Here is an 18,890-nt window from a genome sequence, read left to right on the forward strand (position 1 = left end):
ACTTTTTTTGTTTGTTGTATATTAAGTAAACTGCTATATTTGCACCCGCTTATAGGAAATATTCCTCCTTAGCTCAGTTGGTTAGAGCATCTGACTGTTAATCAGAGGGTCCTTGGTTCGAGCCCAAGAGGGGGAGCAAAATTTAAATCCAACACTAGAAATAGTGTTGGATTTTTTGTTTTGTAAGAATCCCTTTCCTAGGAGTTTATATCGTCTTGAACAGTTTAAAAACATTGTTCCTATAGGTCTTACTCACTGGAATTTTTTTATCACCAATAAATAAGGTGTTCCCTTCAAACCCTTTTACCTTGTGAATGTTGATTACATAACTTCTATGGATTCGCAAAAACTTGTTTGTGGGTAGCTGAGGTTCAATTTTTTTGAGCACCATGGAATAAACGAAGCTTCCGGTTTGGGTGTATATCACAGAATAATTGCTATCTGCTTGTAGAAAAAGAATCTCATCCAAGGGCACGCGTTCAAAATGATGTTTCTTTTTCAGAAACAAGCTGTCCATAATCTGCATTACTTTATTATCAGCTACAGTAAACTCATGGGTTCTTAATGGATTTTTTTCGGGCTTTCCGTTTGCAAAATTTATCAAGGCCATCTCAATGGCCACACTCAACTGCCTGTCATTAAAAGGTTTTAAGATATAGGCATAGGGTTTGACACTAATGGCCCGGGAAACTATGTTTCTATCGGCATGAGAGGTAAGAAAAATGAAAGGAATACGGTATTTCTCATTTATGATTCGCGCCAGCTCTATCCCATCCAGGGCTCCATGCAGGATTATATCGATTAAGATAATATCTATTGATGCGTTTTCTTCCAAAAAGTCCAAGGCCTTTTGTGAAGATAGTGCTACCCCAGCTATGGAGTAATTCATTTTGGAGAGCCGGTTGGAGATATCCTGGGCCACTAATATTTCATCTTCCACAATCAGGATTTGTACTTGTTCCATTTTGTTTAGGCTATTTTCATTAACATGTTCCAATGTGCTCCTTGCCCGCTAATTGTATTTATGCTCCCACCTAGTTGTTCTATTAAGGAGTGTACAAGTCTAATTCCAAAGGAGTTGTTCTGCTGCGTTTCCAAGATATCGAACCCGCCACCATTGTCCATGACCTGAATATTGATTTGATCATCCTGTTCGGTTTTCTTCAAGATGACCTCCAACAGCGGATTTTCAATATTATCGTAGGCATACTTTAGCGAATTGATGATGACTTCGTTGATAATCAGTGCCAACGGTATGGCCTTGTCAATAGTGATGTTGATATCTGCAATATCGAAACGGGGTTTAAAAGTAGCTCCATAACCATGAAAAAGTCCCAGCACTAATTCCTCAATATATTCTTTGACTTTAATTCTGGTGTCAACCCCATCTTGGTAGAGTTTTCTATGTACCAAGGAGAGGGCTTCCACTCTGGATTGCCCTTCCAATAGGGCTGCTTGGGCCGGATGTCCATCAAGTTGATGCCCCTGAAGACTCAGCAAGCTGGAAATCATCTGTAGATTGTTCTTGATCCGGTGGTTCAGTTCCCTAAGCAATAAGGCTTTCTCCTGTTCCCGCTTGGCAATTTCATCTTTTTGATTGGCGAGAATGGCATTGGCTTTTTTGATTCGATTGTTGCCCCTTCTAAGCAAATAAGCAAAAATCAACAAAGAGAATAATCCCAGGGCGAGTAAGATGACAATATATTTTTGATTGGTATTTATCTTGTTGAGCAGCCCAATCTCTGACTCTCTTTTGTCAATTTCATAGCTAGCTTTGAGTTGTTCTACTTTTTGAATGTTTTCCTTGTTTACCAAACTATCCTGGTACACCTGGTTCATTTTTTGGAATTGAAGCGCTTCCTGATATTGCTCTTTTGCTTCATAAAAACTTGAAAGCAGGGCACTAACATCACGAATCTCTTCTTTAAGACCATTTTTTTTGGCTATGTCCAATGCTTCCAAAAACTTTTCCTCAGCAAATTTTGGCTGCCCCTTCATTTTATGAACTTTGCCCAGTTCAGCCAGATATATTGAAACCGAATAGGAATCGCCAAGTTCCCGAAGAACATTAATGGCTTCGCTTAGGTTCCGTTGGGCAGGGTCAAGAAGATTTTGGGCCAATTGCACCATTCCCAGATTTCCTTGGGAATAGCTCTGGATAATCACATTCTCTATGGACCTGTTCAGTTGCAACGCTTCTTCAAAATGTAAGGAGGCCTTTTCCAACTGTCCATCCAAACGATAGGCCTCTCCCAAGTTGAGTATTGTGAGTGCATGATTGGTGGTTTGGTTGGAAGCGGAATAAATATCTCTTGCCTTTATCAAATACTGTATTCCCAAAGCGTAGTTCTCATCGCTGATGTAATTGCTGGCCAATTGGGTATAAGAAGCTGCCTGGCGTTCGGTCAACTTCAGGGATTCATAAATTTTAAGCGCATCCAGAGAAGCTTGGAACGATTGCGGATTATTTCCAAGTCTGCGTTCCAAATGACTGATTTCTTCCAACGCTTCAGCTTGGAGAAGAAGGTTCTGTATATCCTCTGCTATTTGTAATGATTGTTTGGCCAGAAGTAAAGACGAGTCGATGTCTTGATGGTAATGTGCAGCTAGACTGAGCAGTTTTGACTTCTCTTTTTGGGATAAGTCTTGCGTCCTTAAAATATGTAGGAGGCTATCCGGGTCTTTACTTTGAGAAAAGGAAGTTTCTGCTGTCCATAAGAAAACCAAGAATATGCATATCCTTATAAGAAAATTGCCTTTACACATTGGAGCTTATTTTGGCCAATGGATCAAATTCGAAGTAACATTTCATATGTTCACCAGCTTCATTGTCTATGAAGAGTTGGAAAATGATGCTGTACAATATGTATATGTTTTTTTCAGTGGATTGGCGTTTTTTCAAGGTGCTGATCTCACAAAAGGACTGATAATCCGTAATGGTCTGCGGGGTAATGTACAATGTTCCATCAGGAGCAGTTTTAATATGTTTATAGCTACAGTCAAAAATTTTATACCAATCCGTGAAGTCAGCGGTTCTTTTGCCAATGTTTTGAACCTTACAGTAAATAAGGGGGGTGGCATTGGGGTTTTCCTCACCTTCAACCAATGAGAAACTAGCCCTCACCGTGGTGTTGTAACCAATATGGGGAAGTTTGTTCTTGGATGCGGTAATAAAGTCGTCTATGGGAATGGGTTCAATTAAAGATCCTGTTCCTATGGTAGTGTACAGTACTGCCTCTTTCAATGCTTCCATATCAATAGGGAATGGATAGGCAGGAGAATCAGTGGGATTAGTGTTGTCGATCAATTCGATAGAAATGTTCATTAGTTGGAATTTATATGGTTGATGTTGATTTATGTTAGAGAAGGTATTTTTTACGATAGCTTATGAATTTACTGATTTTTTTGTTCAATATATCCAGAAAAAGCAAGATAATTCCTATGGGTATTAACTCTTGGCGCACTCATGAATCCTTGAAAATGAATGAATTGGCTCGTATGAAGATTGGGAGGAATACATAGGTTAAGGTTGAAAAGTACCTCCCCTTAGGATTTTGAGATAATGCCTTTACTCAATTTCAAGTACGGTCCACTAAACAATTGGTTTCGTTCACTCATCTCTTTTTGTTTACAGATTTTGTGTGGTCAAATTTGAGAGACAAAAAATTAGTATTAATCCTTTAAAAAAATTAAAAATGGGACACGGACCAAAATTAGGAAACGCAATTAAAGACAACACAGCAGCTAGAAATGCAGTTAATGCTGCAGTTAAGCAAGCAGAAGCAGAACTGAAGAATACTGAGGCCAAGGCCAAAGCATTTATTAACAGCCACACAAAAGGTATTGTGGATATTAAGGCTTCCAATGCCAACTCGTATTCAAAATTCTCGGAAGAGTACAGCCTTAAAGTCTTGGACACTATTGTTGATGGTATTGTAGACGGAGCCAAGACCTATCTCGACCCTACAAACGAAGCAACCAAAGCGGCCAAGTTGGCAGAAGACGCCGGGACTATTGTAAAGGGAATTTTGGCACTTTTCTCTACAAGTTCAAGTGTAAATGAGAATGTGCAGGTAACTTTTAACCAAATACAGGCAGCAGATGGCACCAATTGGGCTGTTTATTATGCGTGTAGCTCAATGAGTGTGAAGGCAGAAAATGCATGGGGCAACAAAGATATTATTGTTGTTTCCAACATGTATCTACTTGCAACGGTTAAGCCAAACCCAGAGGCTACTTATGAAAAAATGCTTCAGCAGGACTTGGATACCCTCCTAACACTTAATGAACAATTCGACAAAGCCATTATTGATGCCAGAACTGAAGGTGACCTTGATAATCTTAAGTTCTACCAAGAGAAGCTGAACATGGAACAGGAAAAAATCAAAAAGGAGCTTGAATTGATCGGAGCTTAAGCTTTTAGATTGGATTGAAAAGCATTTACAATTTAATCTAGAAAGTATGAGTGTACTGGTTACAAACAAGGATATTGTCCTTTTAGGGCATGGCAGTTATGCGGGAGGTGCAACGAACACAAAACTTCCCGGGAATATTGACCTTTATGTTTTACCTCCAGTGGGGTATACGTTAAAAACGGATGTAGCGGAAGCATTAATTCAACAACGGGAAATTAAAAAGCTTGTGCTTCATCATGACAATGGTAGCGGAGATACCACCATTGAACCTCCAATGGCAATTTATAAAGGAGGAGGGAACGCTCCCGATTTAAAACTATATGATCTTGGAAGTCTTTCCGATTGGGGTAGACGAACCATCGGAGCAAAAACGAATGTGGTGACGGTTGGCGAACCTACTTTGTTGTCCGATCTATTAAAAAGTGATCAGAAAATTAAGGAGGCAATAAAGCAACTCCCTCCAGGTGGGAAATTAAAATTGTATTGGTCGGCATGCGCTAGTCAGGTAAGAGGAAATAGTGCCAGTCTACCATGATCAGTTCAATAGGTCAAGTTTTGTATCCACTATTTCTTGGATATTTCAATAACTAGACCTATTAGGAATACAGTTTTCTATTAAAATCAGCATTTGACAGTTTGCTTAAAGCAATGGTTCATTTGCTGATTTTTCAGATGTTCATCTTTTAAATCTTCGTGGCAACGGTTGAAATAGATGCGGGAGGATTTATTCAATTTCCGAAATCAGGTCTATTTCCATTTGCTCCACTCCCAAACTCTGCAGTTTTTCAATGTATTTTGGGTTTAATTTGGCCTCTTTCCATTCTGTTTTAAAGTGTCTGTCTATTTCACCGAACCTTGGTTTATGGGCAGATTCAAATTTTAGGATCATTCCATTTGTGGCAAGTCGGTTTCTAAGGTAAAGGCCGGCCCAGTAGGTGTCCCCAAACCCAAATAGGGAAACAGATACAAATGAGGTAAAGGACTTTAGAATCAATTTGTCGTATTTGTCGTGATGGATTTGATCAAGTAGACCAATGATTCTATCTTCATTGAGTCGAATATGGTCCGTAATGTATTCCGAAGTCATTTTGTCCGTTTCGTTCAATGATTCCACTCTGGCCTCAATTGCACCGTGACAAGAGGGGTCCAAAAGCATTACATGAAACCGGCACCCCCGATTGTTTATGGCATCTACTATGGCAGGACAAATACTTTCAATATTGGGCATCCAGATTTTCAGCACTTTTACCCTTCGATCTCTAATTTTCCAGAGTCGCTCACCAAGTATATTACTGTCCAGATTGTCATAAACATCAACAATTCCGTGGTTCTTTATGTTCTTAATGGCGGGCGGAAGCTCCTGCTTGACTATTTCATTGAACCTGGTTTCTACCAAATTCAAGAATTTGGTGTATTGAAAAGTGTTGAACAGAATGGACAACAACCCAATGGAAAACAAGGTGGCCGACAAGTTCTCAATAACATGCACCATTTTGTCAAACTGAAAATAGTTGTTCAATGGGTAGAACAGTATAATGTCAGCTAGAATGTGTGAGCAAATTGAGGAAACAAAGCCTATCAGTACAGCTATGAAGCCCAATTTTGTGCTGTTGAACAATATCTTTCGGTTCTTACTTAGAAAAACGTTTTTAAAGCTTAGTCTTGGCATGGTAGGAAATTATGTTGGAAATATAATCAGTTTTTCTTTACAAATAGATAAAAGCTTTGACAACTCACTTCAACCAAGATTGAAGCTAAGCTTCGGTCAAACAGCACTATACAATGAAAAAAGCCTGTGCCAATTCAGGCTCTTTTCATCTTGTACTTTTTAATTTTCTATCCCGTAAAATAGGATAATATGGCTATAACTATCACCACCAACAGAACGGATAGAACAACATCTATGGTACTGTAGCTACCTTTGGTAGCCGCTCTGTCCTCAGCGGTCAACGTGCCAAAGGAAAGCCCCTTGATTGTGGCATAATCGGGTTCGGCAGTGGCCAAACTAACAGATACACATAATACCACAGAAAAAATGAACATAAAAATGGCCATATGGGCAAAATTGATTGTCGCAAATTGGTACAGAAAGTTTGAAAGCTCAGCTCCCGCTGCTATTTGAGGTTGAAAATAAATTTCCGACCCTAGTCGGAGTACCAATAATACCAAACCTGCCAATAATGTGGTAATGGCCGCTTTGGAGTTGACCCTTTTCCAAATAATCCCTAAAAGGAACACAGCAGTTACCGGAGGGGCAATATAAGATTGCACGTTTTGCAGGTATTGATACATAACGCCACCTCCAATTTTATCCATGATGGGAATCCAGACAATACCCAACACCACAATGAAACTGGTGGCAATTTTTCCAATGGTCAATAATTGACGCTCAGATTTTTCAGGACGAAGTTTTTTGTATATATCAATCGTAAAGATGGTGGAGCAGGAGTTAAATACTGATGCGAGAGAACTCATCAAGGCAGCCATAAGTCCACCGGCCACTAAACCTTTTAATCCGACTGGGAGTAAAGTTTTTACCAACATTGGGAAAGCCCTGTCGGCCCGTTCTACACTAAAAACCTCGGGATTTTGAATGGTCAAGGCAAAAGCAATGATACCTGGAACCAAGAAAATCAGTATAGGCATCAACTTAAGATAAGCGCCAAAGATGGCCCCTCTTCTACCAATCTTAATATTATTGGCAGCCAAGGTGCGCTGAACAATATATTGATCTGTGCACCAATACCAGATTCCCACAATAGTTCCTCCAATTAAAAGACCGGTCCATGGAAAATCAGGGTCGCTCATGGGTCGCCACATATTAAAGTGGTCCGGGCTAGCTGCGATTACAGTTTCCCGCAATTGACCCCAACCTCCAACTTCTTGCAAACCTAGATACGTAATGATCAAGGAGCCCAGTATCAAAATTACCGTTTGAAGAGTTTCAGTATAAATCACCGCCTTCATACCGCCTACCACGGTATAAATTCCAGTAAAAATGACAACTCCAATGGCACCGTACCAAAAGGGAATGCCCAAGAGTTCAGAAACCACAATACCTCCGGCGTAAATGGTCACGGAAACCTTTGTTAGCACATAGGCTACCAATGAAAAAATGGATAAGAACCATCGTGAACGACTATCGAACCTTTTTTCCAGAAATTCCGGCATGGTAAAAGCACCACTTCTAATGTAGAAAGGAAGGAAAAGCCATCCCAATAAGAGCACAATCCATGCATGAAGTTCATAATGGGCCATTGGCGTTCCAGATTCAAATCCGGTCCCGGCGAGTCCTACCACATGTTCTGAGCCTATGTTGGAAGCAAAAATAGAGGCCCCAATAACAAACCATCCTACATTTCTACCTGCTAAAAAGTAGTCCTCGGTGTCCTTGTTTTTTTGGGCAACCACCCAGACGGCCACTGCAATAAGGGCCAAAAAATAGATGCCCAGAACTATCCAGTCTGGTCTCTCTAATACTGATTCCATAGTTGATTTTGAATTGGTTTGGTCATTAAGAATGACACTGCGTTAATTGTATTGGTTGATACTTTTTGCACGAAGCAAGCTCTAGTATAACATTGATAGAGTTGATAGCAATGCTTTGCACTTAGTGCTCCCTAATATAAATGGAATTTTTCAAAACTTGATTGGAGGTACAGTATTCTAACAAACTAAAGACATAATTTTTTGCTAACAATTATTTAATCTATTTGGGATAGGGCTTTTCTTATAAAAGTGAGTAATTTGAAATATAATTTTATTATTTGTAAACATTGCTCCCGAATAAACCTACATTGTTAAAGCAATCAAAAGCTACTTTTGTACTCATGGCTTCCCTGGCTGCTTTTGGCACCTACTTTTGTATGTACGCATTTAGGAAGCCCTTTGCAGTTGCAACTTTTGATGGATTGACATTCTTTGGCATTAACTACAAGATTTTATTGGTCATCGCTCAGGTTTTGGGTTATGCACTATCCAAATTTATCGGAATCAAGGTGATATCGGAGTTAAGGTCCAATCAAAGGTTGTTATATCTTATTTCGTTGATCGGGTTTGCCGAGATAGCCCTATTTTTCTTTGCGTGGGTGCCAGCACCTTACAACATCATATTCATGTTTCTAAATGGAGTGCCCTTAGGCATGATTTGGGGAATTGTATTCTCATACGTTGAAGGGAGAAAGTTTACGGACATTTTGGGAATTGCGCTTTGCGCCAGCTTCATTGTTTCCAGTGGGGTGGTCAAGTCGGTCGGTCTTTTTGTAATGGATTTTTTTGGAGTAAGTGAATTCTGGATGCCGGCCGTAACTGGAGCTATTTTTTTGGTTCCGCTTCTTTTCTTTGCACTCCTTTTACAAAAGATTCCTCCACCTACCGAAGAGGATAAGACCCAAAGGATGGAGAGGATTCCCATGACCAAGGAAGACCGCAAAAATATTATTCAAAGTTTCTTTTTTCCTTTGTTGATCATCATCTTTTTTTATACGCTACTAACGGCTTTCAGGGATTTCCGGGACAATTTCGCCAGGGAGTTATGGGACAGTATCGGTTACAAAGGAGATGCATCCGTATTTTCCAGTTCGGAGCTCATAATAGCAGTGGTGGTCCTTTTGATCATTGGGTCTATTTTTTACATCAAGGACAACTTAAGAGCCTTGCTCACATATCATTGGTTGCTTGCGTTGGGGACCTTGGTATTGGGCGGCTCCACCTTACTTTTTCAGTTAGGACTACTGAACCCTTTTGTGTGGATGGTATGCACGGGCTTTGGCCTGTACATTTGTTATGTTCCTTTTAATGGCTTATTTTTTGATAGGTTCATCGCGGTTTTTCAGATTAGGGGCAACTCCGGTTTTCTGATTTATCTGGCAGATGCCTTTGGGTACGTTGGTAGTGTAGTGGCTTTGTTATATAAGAATTTCGGACAGGCCAACCTCTCTTGGTTGAACTTTTTCATATATGGCACCTATGCTGTTGCCTTGATCGGGCTGGGCATAACAATAGTATCGTTTCTATACTTGAAGTCTAGATACCGTTCAATGAACCTAAACCAACAACTTGAATATGGGCAATAGGTTGGATGCCGTTATGGTCTGTGAAGATATTTTCAAGGCAACGGTGGATAATCATATCCACATAATTGCAGAAATAGAGGGAGTGGCTATAGCAGGTAGCGTAGGATACTCCGAAAAAAGAATTGCTTCAATTTTTAATTACAGAAAGAGAAAATGAAAGACATAAAATTAGCTGTTTTTGATATGGCGGGGACTACTGTCAACGAGGACAATGTTGTCTACAAAACCGTTCAACGCGCACTGGAGATAGGAGGATTTAAAGTGCCTTTGGAAAAGGTTTTGGAGTTGGGAGCGGGAAAGGAAAAATATAAAGCCATTGAGGACATATTGAATGAGGAAATGAATGGAGCAGTTTCCAAAGAAAAAATGGAGGAAATATACCTGTCCTTTAAAAGACTTTTGGGTGAAGCCTATGATCAATTGGAGGTGGCTCCCTATAAGGGTGTTGAGGAGCTGTTTGGGATTCTAAGATCAAACCAGGTAAAGGTGGTACTTAATACAGGTTACGATTACAGAACCGCAAAGACCTTGGTGGATAAACTGGGATGGGAAATTGGAAAAGAGGTTGATGCTTTGATTACGGCAGATGATGTGGAAATAGGCAGGCCCTCTTCAGAAATGATAGATCGGGCCATGGAACAGTTTGGGATTGAAAGTGCAGAACAGGTTTTGAAGGCTGGTGACTCCGTGATAGATATTGAAGAAGGAAAAAATGCAAATTGCGGAATGACCGTGGGTGTCTTGACGGGAGCCCACACCAGAGAGCAATTGGTAAAGGCTAACCCTACTTTGATTTTGGAAAATTTGGAAGAATTGGGTAAAGTATTGTTTCCTAAATAAAAAAGTAGACCACCAGCATTTTTGAAGATATTTTGCCTTTATTGATGGGCACATGGGGAATTCTGCCATCAAAAAAAATAGAATCCCCCTCATTCAATAATACTTCTTGATCTCCGATCAGATAATAACATTTTCCAGAAAGTATATACTTAAACTCAAAAGCGTCTGTAGTCACCTTTTCTCGCTTGGAATTGGGTTGAACTTCCAAAAGAACACTTTCAAAACCAACGGAATTCAATTGCTTGCTAAAAATGTAATTATAGGTAAAGCCGACCGCATCATCCTCTTTGTCAATAATGGTCTGGTCCTCTTTTCTGGATACCAAGAAATTTTGACCATTCACTTTGGGCATACCGTCAAAAAAATCGATCATTTCAGTTTCCAGGGAGTCTACAATTTTGAAAAAAACAGGTAGGGAAGGAATGGTTCTACCATTTTCAATTCTGGAAATCAACCCGGCAGTAACTCCAGCTTTCATGGCGATATCGTTAATTGTCTTTTTGTTGTTTTTTCTAATTTCCTTGATGCGCTTCCCTATTCCTATCAGATAATCTTCCATATTATTTTTCTAATACTTACAATTTTATTATTTATAATATTCTTCAATTTTCTTAAAAATTAAGATGTCCAACTTAACCTATTGTTAAACAATGAGATATTAAAATGTTCATCTACCGCAAGATACTGCAAAATTTGAATATTTGTAAATAATATTTAGCTAACATTACCGTATTTCTTTTAACCTTTCCATATCTTTTTTTTAATCTGTACAAGGGCATGCTTTAACGCACGTGTTGGATATTTGTTGATAAATAATTAACCAAATTTTACAAATACTCAACAAATGAAAAGAACACTAGTAGCATTCTTGCTTGCCTTTACCGCGAGTATTATGGGCTATTCCCAGACAATTTTTTCGGGAAAGGTCGTAGACGAGAACAATGTGTCTTTACCAGGGGCTTCTGTCGTAGTAAAAGGCAGTTCCAATGGTGTGGCCACAGATTTTGATGGAAACTTTCAAATTGGAATTTCCCAAGACGGAGACATTTTGGAGGTGTCCTATATAGGATACCTATCTCAAGAGTTTGACACATCAGGAAAAACAACGGCAACAATTACACTTCTACCAGATTCTCAAAAACTGGATGAGGTTGTGGTAACTGCATTGAACATTACAAGGGACGAAAAAACCCTTGGGTATGCAGTGGAAAAAGTGGATGGCGATGCAGTATCCCAATCCACAAGTACTAACATGGTAAGTACCCTATCGGGTAGGGCCGCCGGGGTTCAGGTTGTTACCAACGGAACTGGCCCAGGTCAGTCCTCATCTGTGGTAATTAGGGGATATTCCTCATTACAAGGAGATAACCAACCCCTTTTTGTTGTAGATGGTATACCTATCAACAATGCAACCGATACCCGGACCAATACTTTGGGAGGTGCAAGTAACATGAATATAGATTATGGTAATGGTGCCGCTGAGGTCAATCCGGAAGATGTGGAGTCGATTTCAGTTCTTAAAGGTGCAAATGCAACGGCCCTTTATGGTTCCCGAGCAGCCAATGGGGCAATAATTATTACCACCAAGTCTGGAAGGTCTCGAAAAGGAATGGGAATCTCGGTGAATTCCAAAGTAACCTTTGAAAGTATGTTGAAGGGGCCTGAGTACCAAAGGGTGTATGGACAGGGTAAGAACTTTGACTTTCAATTTGTTGATGGATATGGAAGTGGAACTTTTGATGGGGTAGATGAATCATGGGGTCCATTGATGGACGGAACCCTTCGTGCTCAGCACGATTCTCCAACAGCCAACGGATTGCGTGGTGGTGATGTTCACGGATTGGACTTCATCTTAGGTTCTTCTGGGGTTGACTTGTCCCGAAGGGGAGCCATTGCACCAACACCTTTTGTAGATCCAGGAGATCCCGTTGAGAATTTTGTGCAGACCGGAAGGACTTTCACTAATAACATCTCCTTCTATGGAGGTAATGAAAAAGGAAATTATAGGGTCAGTTATACAAACCTGGACAATGAAGGAATTCTTCCTAACACCGATTTACGGAGAAACACGATTTCCCTTTCCGGAACATATGACCTAACAGATAAACTGACAGTTTCTTCAAAAGTGAACTATGTCCGTACAGATTCTGACAACAGGCACGTAAATGGATATGGAACCGAATCTGTGATGTACCTCTTTATTTGGTGGGGACAACAAGTGGATGTTAAAGGTCTAAGAAACTACTGGCAAGATGGCCTTGAAGGTTTCCAACAGTTTAATTACAACTATAACTACCACGACAATCCTTACTTTACCATGTTTGAGAATACCAATGCCTTGGCAAAGGATAGGATTATTGGCAACGTTTCCGCTACTTACAAATTCTCGGACAACTTCAGGTTGATGGTCAGAGGTGGTCGTGATTTCTTTTCTGAATATCGATTCATCAAAAGAGCATATTCAACCCAACGTTTTCCAAACGGGCAGTACAGAGAGGATAAGATTAATTTTCATGAGACCAACTTGGATTTCTTGTTGACCTATGATCAGAAGGTGAATGACGACTTCAGTGTAAATGCCAACATTGGGGGTAATAGAATGGTGCAAAAGAATCACTTCAATGCACTTATGACCAATAAGCTGTTGTTGCCTGGAATTTATTCTTTTACCAATGCAGATGGCCCTTTGGTACAGCGTGTGGCACGACCTGAAAAGCAAATCAACTCTTTGTATGGATTTGCGCAATTGGGTTGGAAAAATCAAATTTTCCTTGATTTGACCGCTAGAAATGATTGGTCTTCTACGCTTCCGCAAGAAAATAACTCCTACTTCTATCCATCAGCATCTTTGAGCGTGCTGCTATCGGATATGCTTGGAACCTCCAACAATGATTTGTTATCCTTCGCAAAACTTCGCGCTGGCTGGGCCAAGGTGGGTAACGATACCGATCCTTACGGATTAAACAACTTTTTTGCCTTGGGAACACCTGTAGGGAGCAATCCAACAGCATCTCCATCCAATAATTTGGCAAATGCGGATTTAAAACCTGAGATTCAGGACTCCTGGGAAGTTGGAACCGACCTTAGGTTCTTCAATAACCGATTGGGACTTGACTTTACCTACTACAACACGGTATCCAAAAACCAGATTTTGGATATTGATCTTCCTACCACATCAGGAAAAACCTCAAGGACCATTAATGCTGGTAAGATCAAGAACTATGGAGTGGAGCTTATGCTTACAGGAACACCCGTGAGCACGGACAACTTCACATGGGATACCATGTTCAACTTTGGTCTTAACCGAAACGAGATATTGGAACTTCCTGAAGGAGTGGATAGATATTCCTATGGAGGAAACGGTATTACTTTAATTGCTGAAGAAGGTGGTTCTCTTGGAGATATGTGGGGAACAGGATTGGTGAAGGTTGAAGATGAAAACAGTCCTTTCTTTGGTGAAGTAGTGTTCAACGAAGGATTGGTACAGCAGGACAATACCTTGAGAAAACTTGGAAACTTCAATCCTGATTTCACCTTGGGTTGGAACAACACCATAACCTACAAGAACTTCTCATTGAACTTCCTATTCGATTGGAGACAGGGTGGAGAATTGCTTTCTAGAACCCGTTTGATTGCTGCCACATCTGGAAACGTTGTAGAGACCCTTTGGGGAAGATCCCCTGAATTTGGAGGACCCCATCCAGGAATCAGTGATTCTGGTTTGGACTATGGCGGAGCTAATTCTGATGGTGTAATTGGAGATGGTGTGCGTCAAACAGGAGATGGTTCTTACGTTCAGAACGATGTTATTGTTCCTGCCAATGCCTACCACAACAACAGATACAGAAGAGGAAATGAAACAGAAGGAATCTACGATGCAACCTTTATCAAGTTAAGAGAGGCAAGATTAAGTTATTCTCTTCCTAACAAAGTGTTGGAAAAATTGGGAGTGCAGGACTTTACCTTCTCCTTGATAGGTACCAACCTTTGGTTGTGGGCAAAAGATTTCAATCACGGTGACCCAGAGCTTCTTTCTTTTGGAAGCGGAGCCTATGTGCCCGGTGTGGAAAACGCAACAGTTCCCACAACCAGGAGTATTGGAATGGCGGTTAACATGAGATTATAAAAGCAACTAACACAATAGTGATAACACAAGTAAAGATGAAAAAACAATTAATGATCATAGGCATCATTTTGATGGGCATTCTAAACTCATGTGACAACTTTGATGTGTCCAATGAGAACCCGGATGTGGCATCCAATATCAACAACAATCCAGAATTGTTGTTGACCAACTTACAACGAAGCTCTATTAGAAGAGCAGTGGGAGATTCTTGGAGCGAAGGAAACCTCATGGGACAATATGGAGCCCGCATCGTATTTACCTCATTTGACTTATTCGATTGGGGTGACCAAAGCGGAACATGGGAAAGGCATTACCTGGCCATTAGAGATGCAATGGAACTTGAAAAAATTGCCGTTGAGAATTCCTTGCAGAGCTATGAAGCAATCTCCCTTATCATGCAGACATGGATGTTCAGCATTTTGACCGATATGTATGGAGATATTCCTTATAGCGAAGTAAACCAGGCTGTGGCCGAGGAGGCCAATTACACCCCTGTTTACGATACACAGCAGGCAATTTATGCTGATATGATTGCCAAGTTGAAACAGGCCAGTGATATTTTGGGCGGTTCAGATTTAAATCTGGTAAAAGGAGACCTAATGTTCGGAGGAGATTTGTCCCTCTGGAGAAAATTTGCAAACTCCTTGCGACTACGTTTGGCCCTGCGCTTGAGCGAAGTTGATGCTACAACTGCCGAATCCGTAATAGCGGAAATCTACAATAACCCAAGTAGTAATCCGGTTATGGAATCCAATGATGACAATGCGGTTCTTGAGTTCTTGGCCTCTAACCCGGATGCGCATCCAATAACCGAAGAATCCGTGTATAGGGTAGGATCATACAATGAATACAGAATTTCAGAGCATTTTGTGCAGTTGTTGGAAAGCTTTAACGATCCAAGATTGGACTTTTTTGCCGATCCAACTGCCAATTCCGTAGAAAACGGCACACCTGAAATCGAAGGGATGCAAAATGGAATTGTGGACGGTCCGGCATACGAATACAAGGGAGGAGATGCCTTTCTTTCTAAGTTCAATATCGATTATTTCTACTTTCAACCCAACAGCAATGATGCACGTTTGATGTTGTATTCTGAGGTGGCTTTCATTTTTGCAGAGGCTGCACAAAGAGGTTGGATCACTGCAGATGACCAAGGTTTGTACGAGTCCGGAATTCAGTCAAATTTTGATTATTGGGACGTTGATATGCCAGCAGATTATTTGACCGGCACAGAGGTATCTTATGACGGAACATTGGAAACCATCATAAAACAAAAATATGTTGCGCTGTTCTATACGGACTATCAAGGCTTTATTGAATTTAAGAGAACAGGATTTCCTAATACGATTGCGCCTGGTCCTGATGCGTTTTATTCCACTTATCCGAGTAGGTTTGAGTACCCAAGTGAGGAGCAGTCCTTGAATAGTACCAACTACAATGAAGCATCAAGTAGAATTGGCGGCGATGAAATCACCACAAAAGTTTGGTGGGAAAACTAACTTTTTTAACTGATGTTAAGCAGTAAAACAGTTTGGATTGTGGCAATGACCATAGGAACTTTGTTCCTGTGGTCTTGTGCTTCAGAGAAGAAGGATGTTTCCTGGGGAATTGAACATATAATAGTGATTGGAGTAGATGGAATGAGCCCGGATGGTATCCAAAAGGCAAATACTCCCATGTTGGATTCCATGATTCAAAATGGAGCATCCACCATGCATGCAAGATCGGTGTTGCCATCAAGTTCAAGTCCCAATTGGGCCAGTATGATCATGGGTGCCGATACGGAGCAGCATGGAATTACCTCTAACGGGTGGGAAAAGTTTGATCACAGGCTTCCTCCTGTTGTATCTACCAAAGAGGGAACTTTTCCAACCATTTTCACTCTTTTTAAAGATCAACAGCCAGATGCTCAAATAGGAGCAATATATGATTGGGATGGATTTGGTCGCTTGTTTGAGAAGGATGATGTGGATTTTGATATCGATGGTGACCACGAAGACGGTACAACTAAAGATGCCGTGGGTTATATTGAAGAACACAGACCAAAATTCACTTTTGTGCATTTAGACCATGTGGACCATGCCGGTCATAGCATGGGCCATGGAAGCTTGGAGTATTATAAATCTGTTGAAAAGGCAGATTCTTTGATTATGGAAATCGTCAATGCTGCAAAGAATGCTGAAATGTTCGATAAAACCCTCTTCATTGTATCTGCTGATCACGGTGGTCTGGGCTTTGGGCATGGAGGAGAAAGTCCAGCAGAAATGAATGTTCCATTTATTCTTTATGGAGCTGGGATAAAAAAAGGATATCAGATTGAAGAGACCGTTTATCAATTTGACAATGCCCCAACTGTGGCCTATGCCATGAATTTGCAAACACCTCAAGCGTGGATTGGCAGACCGGTCAAAGGAGCTTTTGTCGGCAATGAAAAACCAAAACTTACCTACAAGAGAAAAGAGCAAATCACCCAACCAAAGATTTTGCCAGATGCGGGCTACTTTGAACCTGCCGGGGGAATCTTCAAGTCTGATTCGGTAACAGTGGTCATGCAGAACCCAAACAACGCAGGAGAAATCCGGTATGTTCTTGGTAATGAATTGCCCACTTTAGAGAACAGTGTGGTTTATCAAGATACCTTTTACCTGAAAGAGACAGCAATTGTAAAAGCAGCAGTGTTCAAAGACGGGAAGATTGTGAGCACCGTGGCCGATGCCAGTTTTCGAATTGTTTCTCCATCCAAAGAAGACCCTGTAAGCTTCAAGGTATATCATGGAGATAAGATGGAAGAGCTACCTAATTTTTCAACACTTGAACCTGTCCAACAAGGGTTTGTAACGGAGTTTTCCCATAAGCAATTGATCATTGATGCTGCCAAAGAGGACCAAATAGCCTTAATCTTGGAAAGCTATCTAGAAATTGATGAAACCAGCACCTATGGATTTTTTACCAACAGTGACGATGGAAGCAAGCTATATGTTAATGGAGAGTTGGTTGTTGATAACGATGGAAATCATGGTGTTCGGGAAAGAGGAGGAAGAATGGATTTGGAAAAGGGGAGACATTTAATCAGGGTCGAGTTTTATAATGGAGGTGGGGGCTACCATCTGGATGTAAAGTACCAGGGCAAAGAAATTCCCAAGCAGATAATTCCCGCAAACAAATTATATCGTAAAAAATAGCAATGGGTAATTTTGAGTACAGTAACATTGGAGCGGTCGTCATAGGAGCGGGAACCATTGGTTCTGCAACAGCATGGCATTTGGCCAAAAATGGAGTGAAAAATGTTATTCTGATAGACCGGAATCAAGTGGGGACCGGAAATACTTCGAAAGCAGCTTCATTAATGACTTCGGTACGTACCAAAGAGGCCATGGTACCCCTCATCAAGGAAACGTACAGAAATATTAAGGAGATAGAGGCCAAAACAGGAGAATTTGTTGGAAAGAAAACGGTGGGCACACTCCATGTGGCGTCTTCAGAGGCCACCGTAAAAGGCATGGATGCCATTGGAGCGATCGCAGACCGACATAATATTTCCCATAGGTTCTGTACAATTGATGAGCTCAAAACCAAACTTCCTTGGTTTGATGCAGACCAGGCATTGAAGGTGATGTATTTTGAAGAGGACTCCTTCGTAGATGCGTATGTATTGGCCAAAGTTTTTGCTGATGCAGCTAAGAAGGAAGGAGCTACGCTATTACAGAACACAGAGGTTTTGGAGATTCTTCAGGAAAAAGGTGAGATCATAGGTGTTAAAACGGACAAGGGAAACCTAGAAACCTCTATAGTGGTTGATGCTGCCGGTGCATGGGCAAACCAACTTTCTTTACAGGTTAATGTCCCAATTCCAATGGCTCCGGTTAGAAGTATTTATTGGATTACTGAAAAGAATGAGACCTTGTTCCCTAAGGAACAACCCATGGTTTCCCTCCCCGATGCCATGGCCTATAGTCGCCCAGAAGCAGGGGGATTGTTGTTTGGACTACGGGAAGATAACAGCCCTCATTTTCATCCAAATGAACTGGATAAAAATCCCCATTCAGATTTTTTGGGTAATCCAGAAGATCAATGGGATATTATTATGGAGCATGGTAAGGACTTTGCCTCTTTCTTTTTAGGATTTGAAGATATGGGCATTGAAAACTGTATCACGGGGATATCAACCTACACCCCTGATGGATATTACTCATTTGGCAAAGCGGTTGGAATGGAAGGTTTTTATGTGGCAGCTGGATGCGCTGGTGCCGGAGTGGCAGGAGCCGGCGGTATTGGAAGAATGATTTCTGAAATGATATTGGAAAAAGAACTGTTTGCAGACCCCATACCCTTTAGGATTGACAGGTTCGATGATTTTGATCCTATGTCGGAATCATTTAGACAACGATGCGCCGATGCTAGGAGCAAAAAGAAAGATGGAGGCTGATTAAAATT

General features: G+C 40.9%; 15 protein-coding genes and 1 tRNA gene. 10 read left to right on the top strand and 6 right to left on the bottom strand.

The features are described from left to right. Positions 1 to 62 precede the first annotated feature (62 nt). A tRNA-Asn gene (locus DX873_RS11965) sits at positions 63 to 136 on the top strand. 69 nt (positions 137 to 205) lie between these two features. Here DX873_RS11965 and DX873_RS11970 read toward each other — a convergent pair. The 3 genes from DX873_RS11970 to DX873_RS11980 are packed head-to-tail and all read right to left on the bottom strand — an operon-like array spanning position 206 to position 3,325. After that, on the bottom strand, positions 206 to 964 hold the full coding sequence (locus DX873_RS11970; protein ID WP_116184895.1) for a LytR/AlgR family response regulator transcription factor: 759 nt from the start codon (positions 962 to 964) through the stop codon (positions 206 to 208). 5 nt (positions 965 to 969) lie between these two features. Further along, a complete protein-coding gene (locus DX873_RS11975; protein WP_116184661.1) occupies positions 970 to 2,766 on the bottom strand; it encodes a sensor histidine kinase in 1,797 nt (598 codons plus the stop codon). After that, positions 2,759 to 3,325, bottom strand: a complete 567-nt coding sequence (locus DX873_RS11980; protein WP_116184662.1) for a hypothetical protein — start codon at positions 3,323 to 3,325, stop codon at positions 2,759 to 2,761. Before DX873_RS11980 ends, DX873_RS11975 begins: the two co-directional genes overlap by 8 nt. Positions 3,326 to 3,695: 370 nt before the next feature. On the opposite strand from DX873_RS11980, the gene DX873_RS11985 reads away from it, so the two are divergent. Both DX873_RS11985 and DX873_RS11990 read left to right on the top strand, forming a co-directional pair. Next, entirely contained in the window at positions 3,696 to 4,415 is a 720-nt protein-coding gene (locus DX873_RS11985) for a hypothetical protein (protein ID WP_147296654.1), read from the top strand. Between the two features lie 46 nt (positions 4,416 to 4,461). Further along, entirely contained in the window at positions 4,462 to 4,950 is a 489-nt protein-coding gene (locus tag DX873_RS11990; RefSeq protein ID WP_116184664.1) for a putative adhesin, read from the top strand. A 189-nt stretch (positions 4,951 to 5,139) separates the two neighbouring features. Here the strand turns inward: DX873_RS11990 and DX873_RS11995 are convergent, their stop codons facing one another. After that, positions 5,140 to 6,084: a hypothetical protein gene (locus DX873_RS11995; RefSeq protein WP_116184665.1), complete on the bottom strand. Its 945-nt coding sequence runs from the start codon at positions 6,082 to 6,084 to the stop codon at positions 5,140 to 5,142. A 167-nt stretch (positions 6,085 to 6,251) separates the two neighbouring features. Continuing rightward, positions 6,252 to 7,904, bottom strand: coding sequence for a sodium:solute symporter (locus tag DX873_RS12000; protein ID WP_116184666.1), 1,653 nt, complete (start codon positions 7,902 to 7,904; stop codon positions 6,252 to 6,254). Positions 7,905 to 8,245: 341 nt separating this feature from the next. Here DX873_RS12000 and DX873_RS12005 point away from each other — a divergent pair, with 341 nt between their 5' ends. The 3 genes from DX873_RS12005 to DX873_RS12010 are packed head-to-tail and all read left to right on the top strand — an operon-like array spanning position 8,246 to position 10,330. Next, positions 8,246 to 9,490 carry a DUF5690 family protein gene (locus tag DX873_RS12005; RefSeq protein ID WP_116184667.1) on the top strand — a complete coding sequence of 415 codons (1,245 nt, stop codon included), beginning with the start codon at positions 8,246 to 8,248 and terminating at the stop codon, positions 9,488 to 9,490. Further along, complete coding sequence (locus DX873_RS18915) at positions 9,480 to 9,647, top strand: hypothetical protein (protein ID WP_181899491.1); 168 nt, start codon at positions 9,480 to 9,482, stop codon at positions 9,645 to 9,647. Before DX873_RS12005 ends, DX873_RS18915 begins: the two co-directional genes overlap by 11 nt. Beyond that, positions 9,644 to 10,330: a phosphonatase-like hydrolase gene (locus DX873_RS12010; RefSeq protein WP_116184668.1), complete on the top strand. Its 687-nt coding sequence runs from the start codon at positions 9,644 to 9,646 to the stop codon at positions 10,328 to 10,330. The genes DX873_RS18915 and DX873_RS12010 overlap by 4 nt, the downstream gene beginning before the upstream one ends. Here the strand turns inward: DX873_RS12010 and DX873_RS12015 are convergent. Continuing rightward, positions 10,323 to 10,889 carry a helix-turn-helix domain-containing protein gene (locus tag DX873_RS12015; RefSeq protein ID WP_116184669.1) on the bottom strand — a complete coding sequence of 189 codons (567 nt, stop codon included), beginning with the start codon at positions 10,887 to 10,889 and terminating at the stop codon, positions 10,323 to 10,325. The two genes, DX873_RS12010 and DX873_RS12015, sit on opposite strands and share 8 nt — an antisense overlap. A 285-nt stretch (positions 10,890 to 11,174) precedes the next feature. On the opposite strand from DX873_RS12015, the gene DX873_RS12020 reads away from it, so the two are divergent. From DX873_RS12020 to DX873_RS12035, 4 genes are read left to right on the top strand one after another with little or no spacing between them, the layout of a single operon-like run. Then, a complete protein-coding gene (locus DX873_RS12020; protein WP_116184670.1) occupies positions 11,175 to 14,456 on the top strand; it encodes a SusC/RagA family TonB-linked outer membrane protein in 3,282 nt (1,093 codons plus the stop codon). 35 nt (positions 14,457 to 14,491) lie between these two features. After that, positions 14,492 to 15,955, top strand: coding sequence for a SusD/RagB family nutrient-binding outer membrane lipoprotein (locus tag DX873_RS12025; RefSeq protein WP_116184671.1), 1,464 nt, complete (start codon positions 14,492 to 14,494; stop codon positions 15,953 to 15,955). A gap of 12 nt (positions 15,956 to 15,967) precedes the next feature. Beyond that, on the top strand, positions 15,968 to 17,638 hold the full coding sequence (locus tag DX873_RS12030; RefSeq protein WP_232520907.1) for an alkaline phosphatase family protein: 1,671 nt from the start codon (positions 15,968 to 15,970) through the stop codon (positions 17,636 to 17,638). Between the two features lie 2 nt (positions 17,639 to 17,640). Next, on the top strand, positions 17,641 to 18,882 hold the full coding sequence (locus tag DX873_RS12035) for an NAD(P)/FAD-dependent oxidoreductase (protein ID WP_116184672.1): 1,242 nt from the start codon (positions 17,641 to 17,643) through the stop codon (positions 18,880 to 18,882). Positions 18,883 to 18,890 lie beyond the last annotated feature (8 nt).

It is taken from the genome of Flagellimonas nanhaiensis, from assembly GCF_003382275.1.
Lineage (GTDB): Bacteria > Bacteroidota > Bacteroidia > Flavobacteriales > Flavobacteriaceae > Flagellimonas > Flagellimonas nanhaiensis.

Coding starts and splice junctions, on each gene's coding strand:
- DX873_RS11970 (WP_116184895.1), bottom strand. CDS start 964: ATGGAACAAGTACAAATCCTGATTGTGGAAGATGAAATATTAGTGGCC.
- DX873_RS11975 (WP_116184661.1), bottom strand. CDS start 2,766: ATGTGTAAAGGCAATTTTCTTATAAGGATATGCATATTCTTGGTTTTC.
- DX873_RS11980 (WP_116184662.1), bottom strand. CDS start 3,325: ATGAACATTTCTATCGAATTGATCGACAACACTAATCCCACTGATTCT.
- DX873_RS11985 (WP_147296654.1), top strand. CDS start 3,696: ATGGGACACGGACCAAAATTAGGAAACGCAATTAAAGACAACACAGCA.
- DX873_RS11990 (WP_116184664.1), top strand. CDS start 4,462: ATGAGTGTACTGGTTACAAACAAGGATATTGTCCTTTTAGGGCATGGC.
- DX873_RS11995 (WP_116184665.1), bottom strand. CDS start 6,084: ATGCCAAGACTAAGCTTTAAAAACGTTTTTCTAAGTAAGAACCGAAAG.
- DX873_RS12000 (WP_116184666.1), bottom strand. CDS start 7,904: ATGGAATCAGTATTAGAGAGACCAGACTGGATAGTTCTGGGCATCTAT.
- DX873_RS12005 (WP_116184667.1), top strand. CDS start 8,246: ATGGCTTCCCTGGCTGCTTTTGGCACCTACTTTTGTATGTACGCATTT.
- DX873_RS18915 (WP_181899491.1), top strand. CDS start 9,480: ATGGGCAATAGGTTGGATGCCGTTATGGTCTGTGAAGATATTTTCAAG.
- DX873_RS12010 (WP_116184668.1), top strand. CDS start 9,644: ATGAAAGACATAAAATTAGCTGTTTTTGATATGGCGGGGACTACTGTC.
- DX873_RS12015 (WP_116184669.1), bottom strand. CDS start 10,889: ATGGAAGATTATCTGATAGGAATAGGGAAGCGCATCAAGGAAATTAGA.
- DX873_RS12020 (WP_116184670.1), top strand. CDS start 11,175: ATGAAAAGAACACTAGTAGCATTCTTGCTTGCCTTTACCGCGAGTATT.
- DX873_RS12025 (WP_116184671.1), top strand. CDS start 14,492: ATGAAAAAACAATTAATGATCATAGGCATCATTTTGATGGGCATTCTA.
- DX873_RS12030 (WP_232520907.1), top strand. CDS start 15,968: ATGTTAAGCAGTAAAACAGTTTGGATTGTGGCAATGACCATAGGAACT.
- DX873_RS12035 (WP_116184672.1), top strand. CDS start 17,641: ATGGGTAATTTTGAGTACAGTAACATTGGAGCGGTCGTCATAGGAGCG.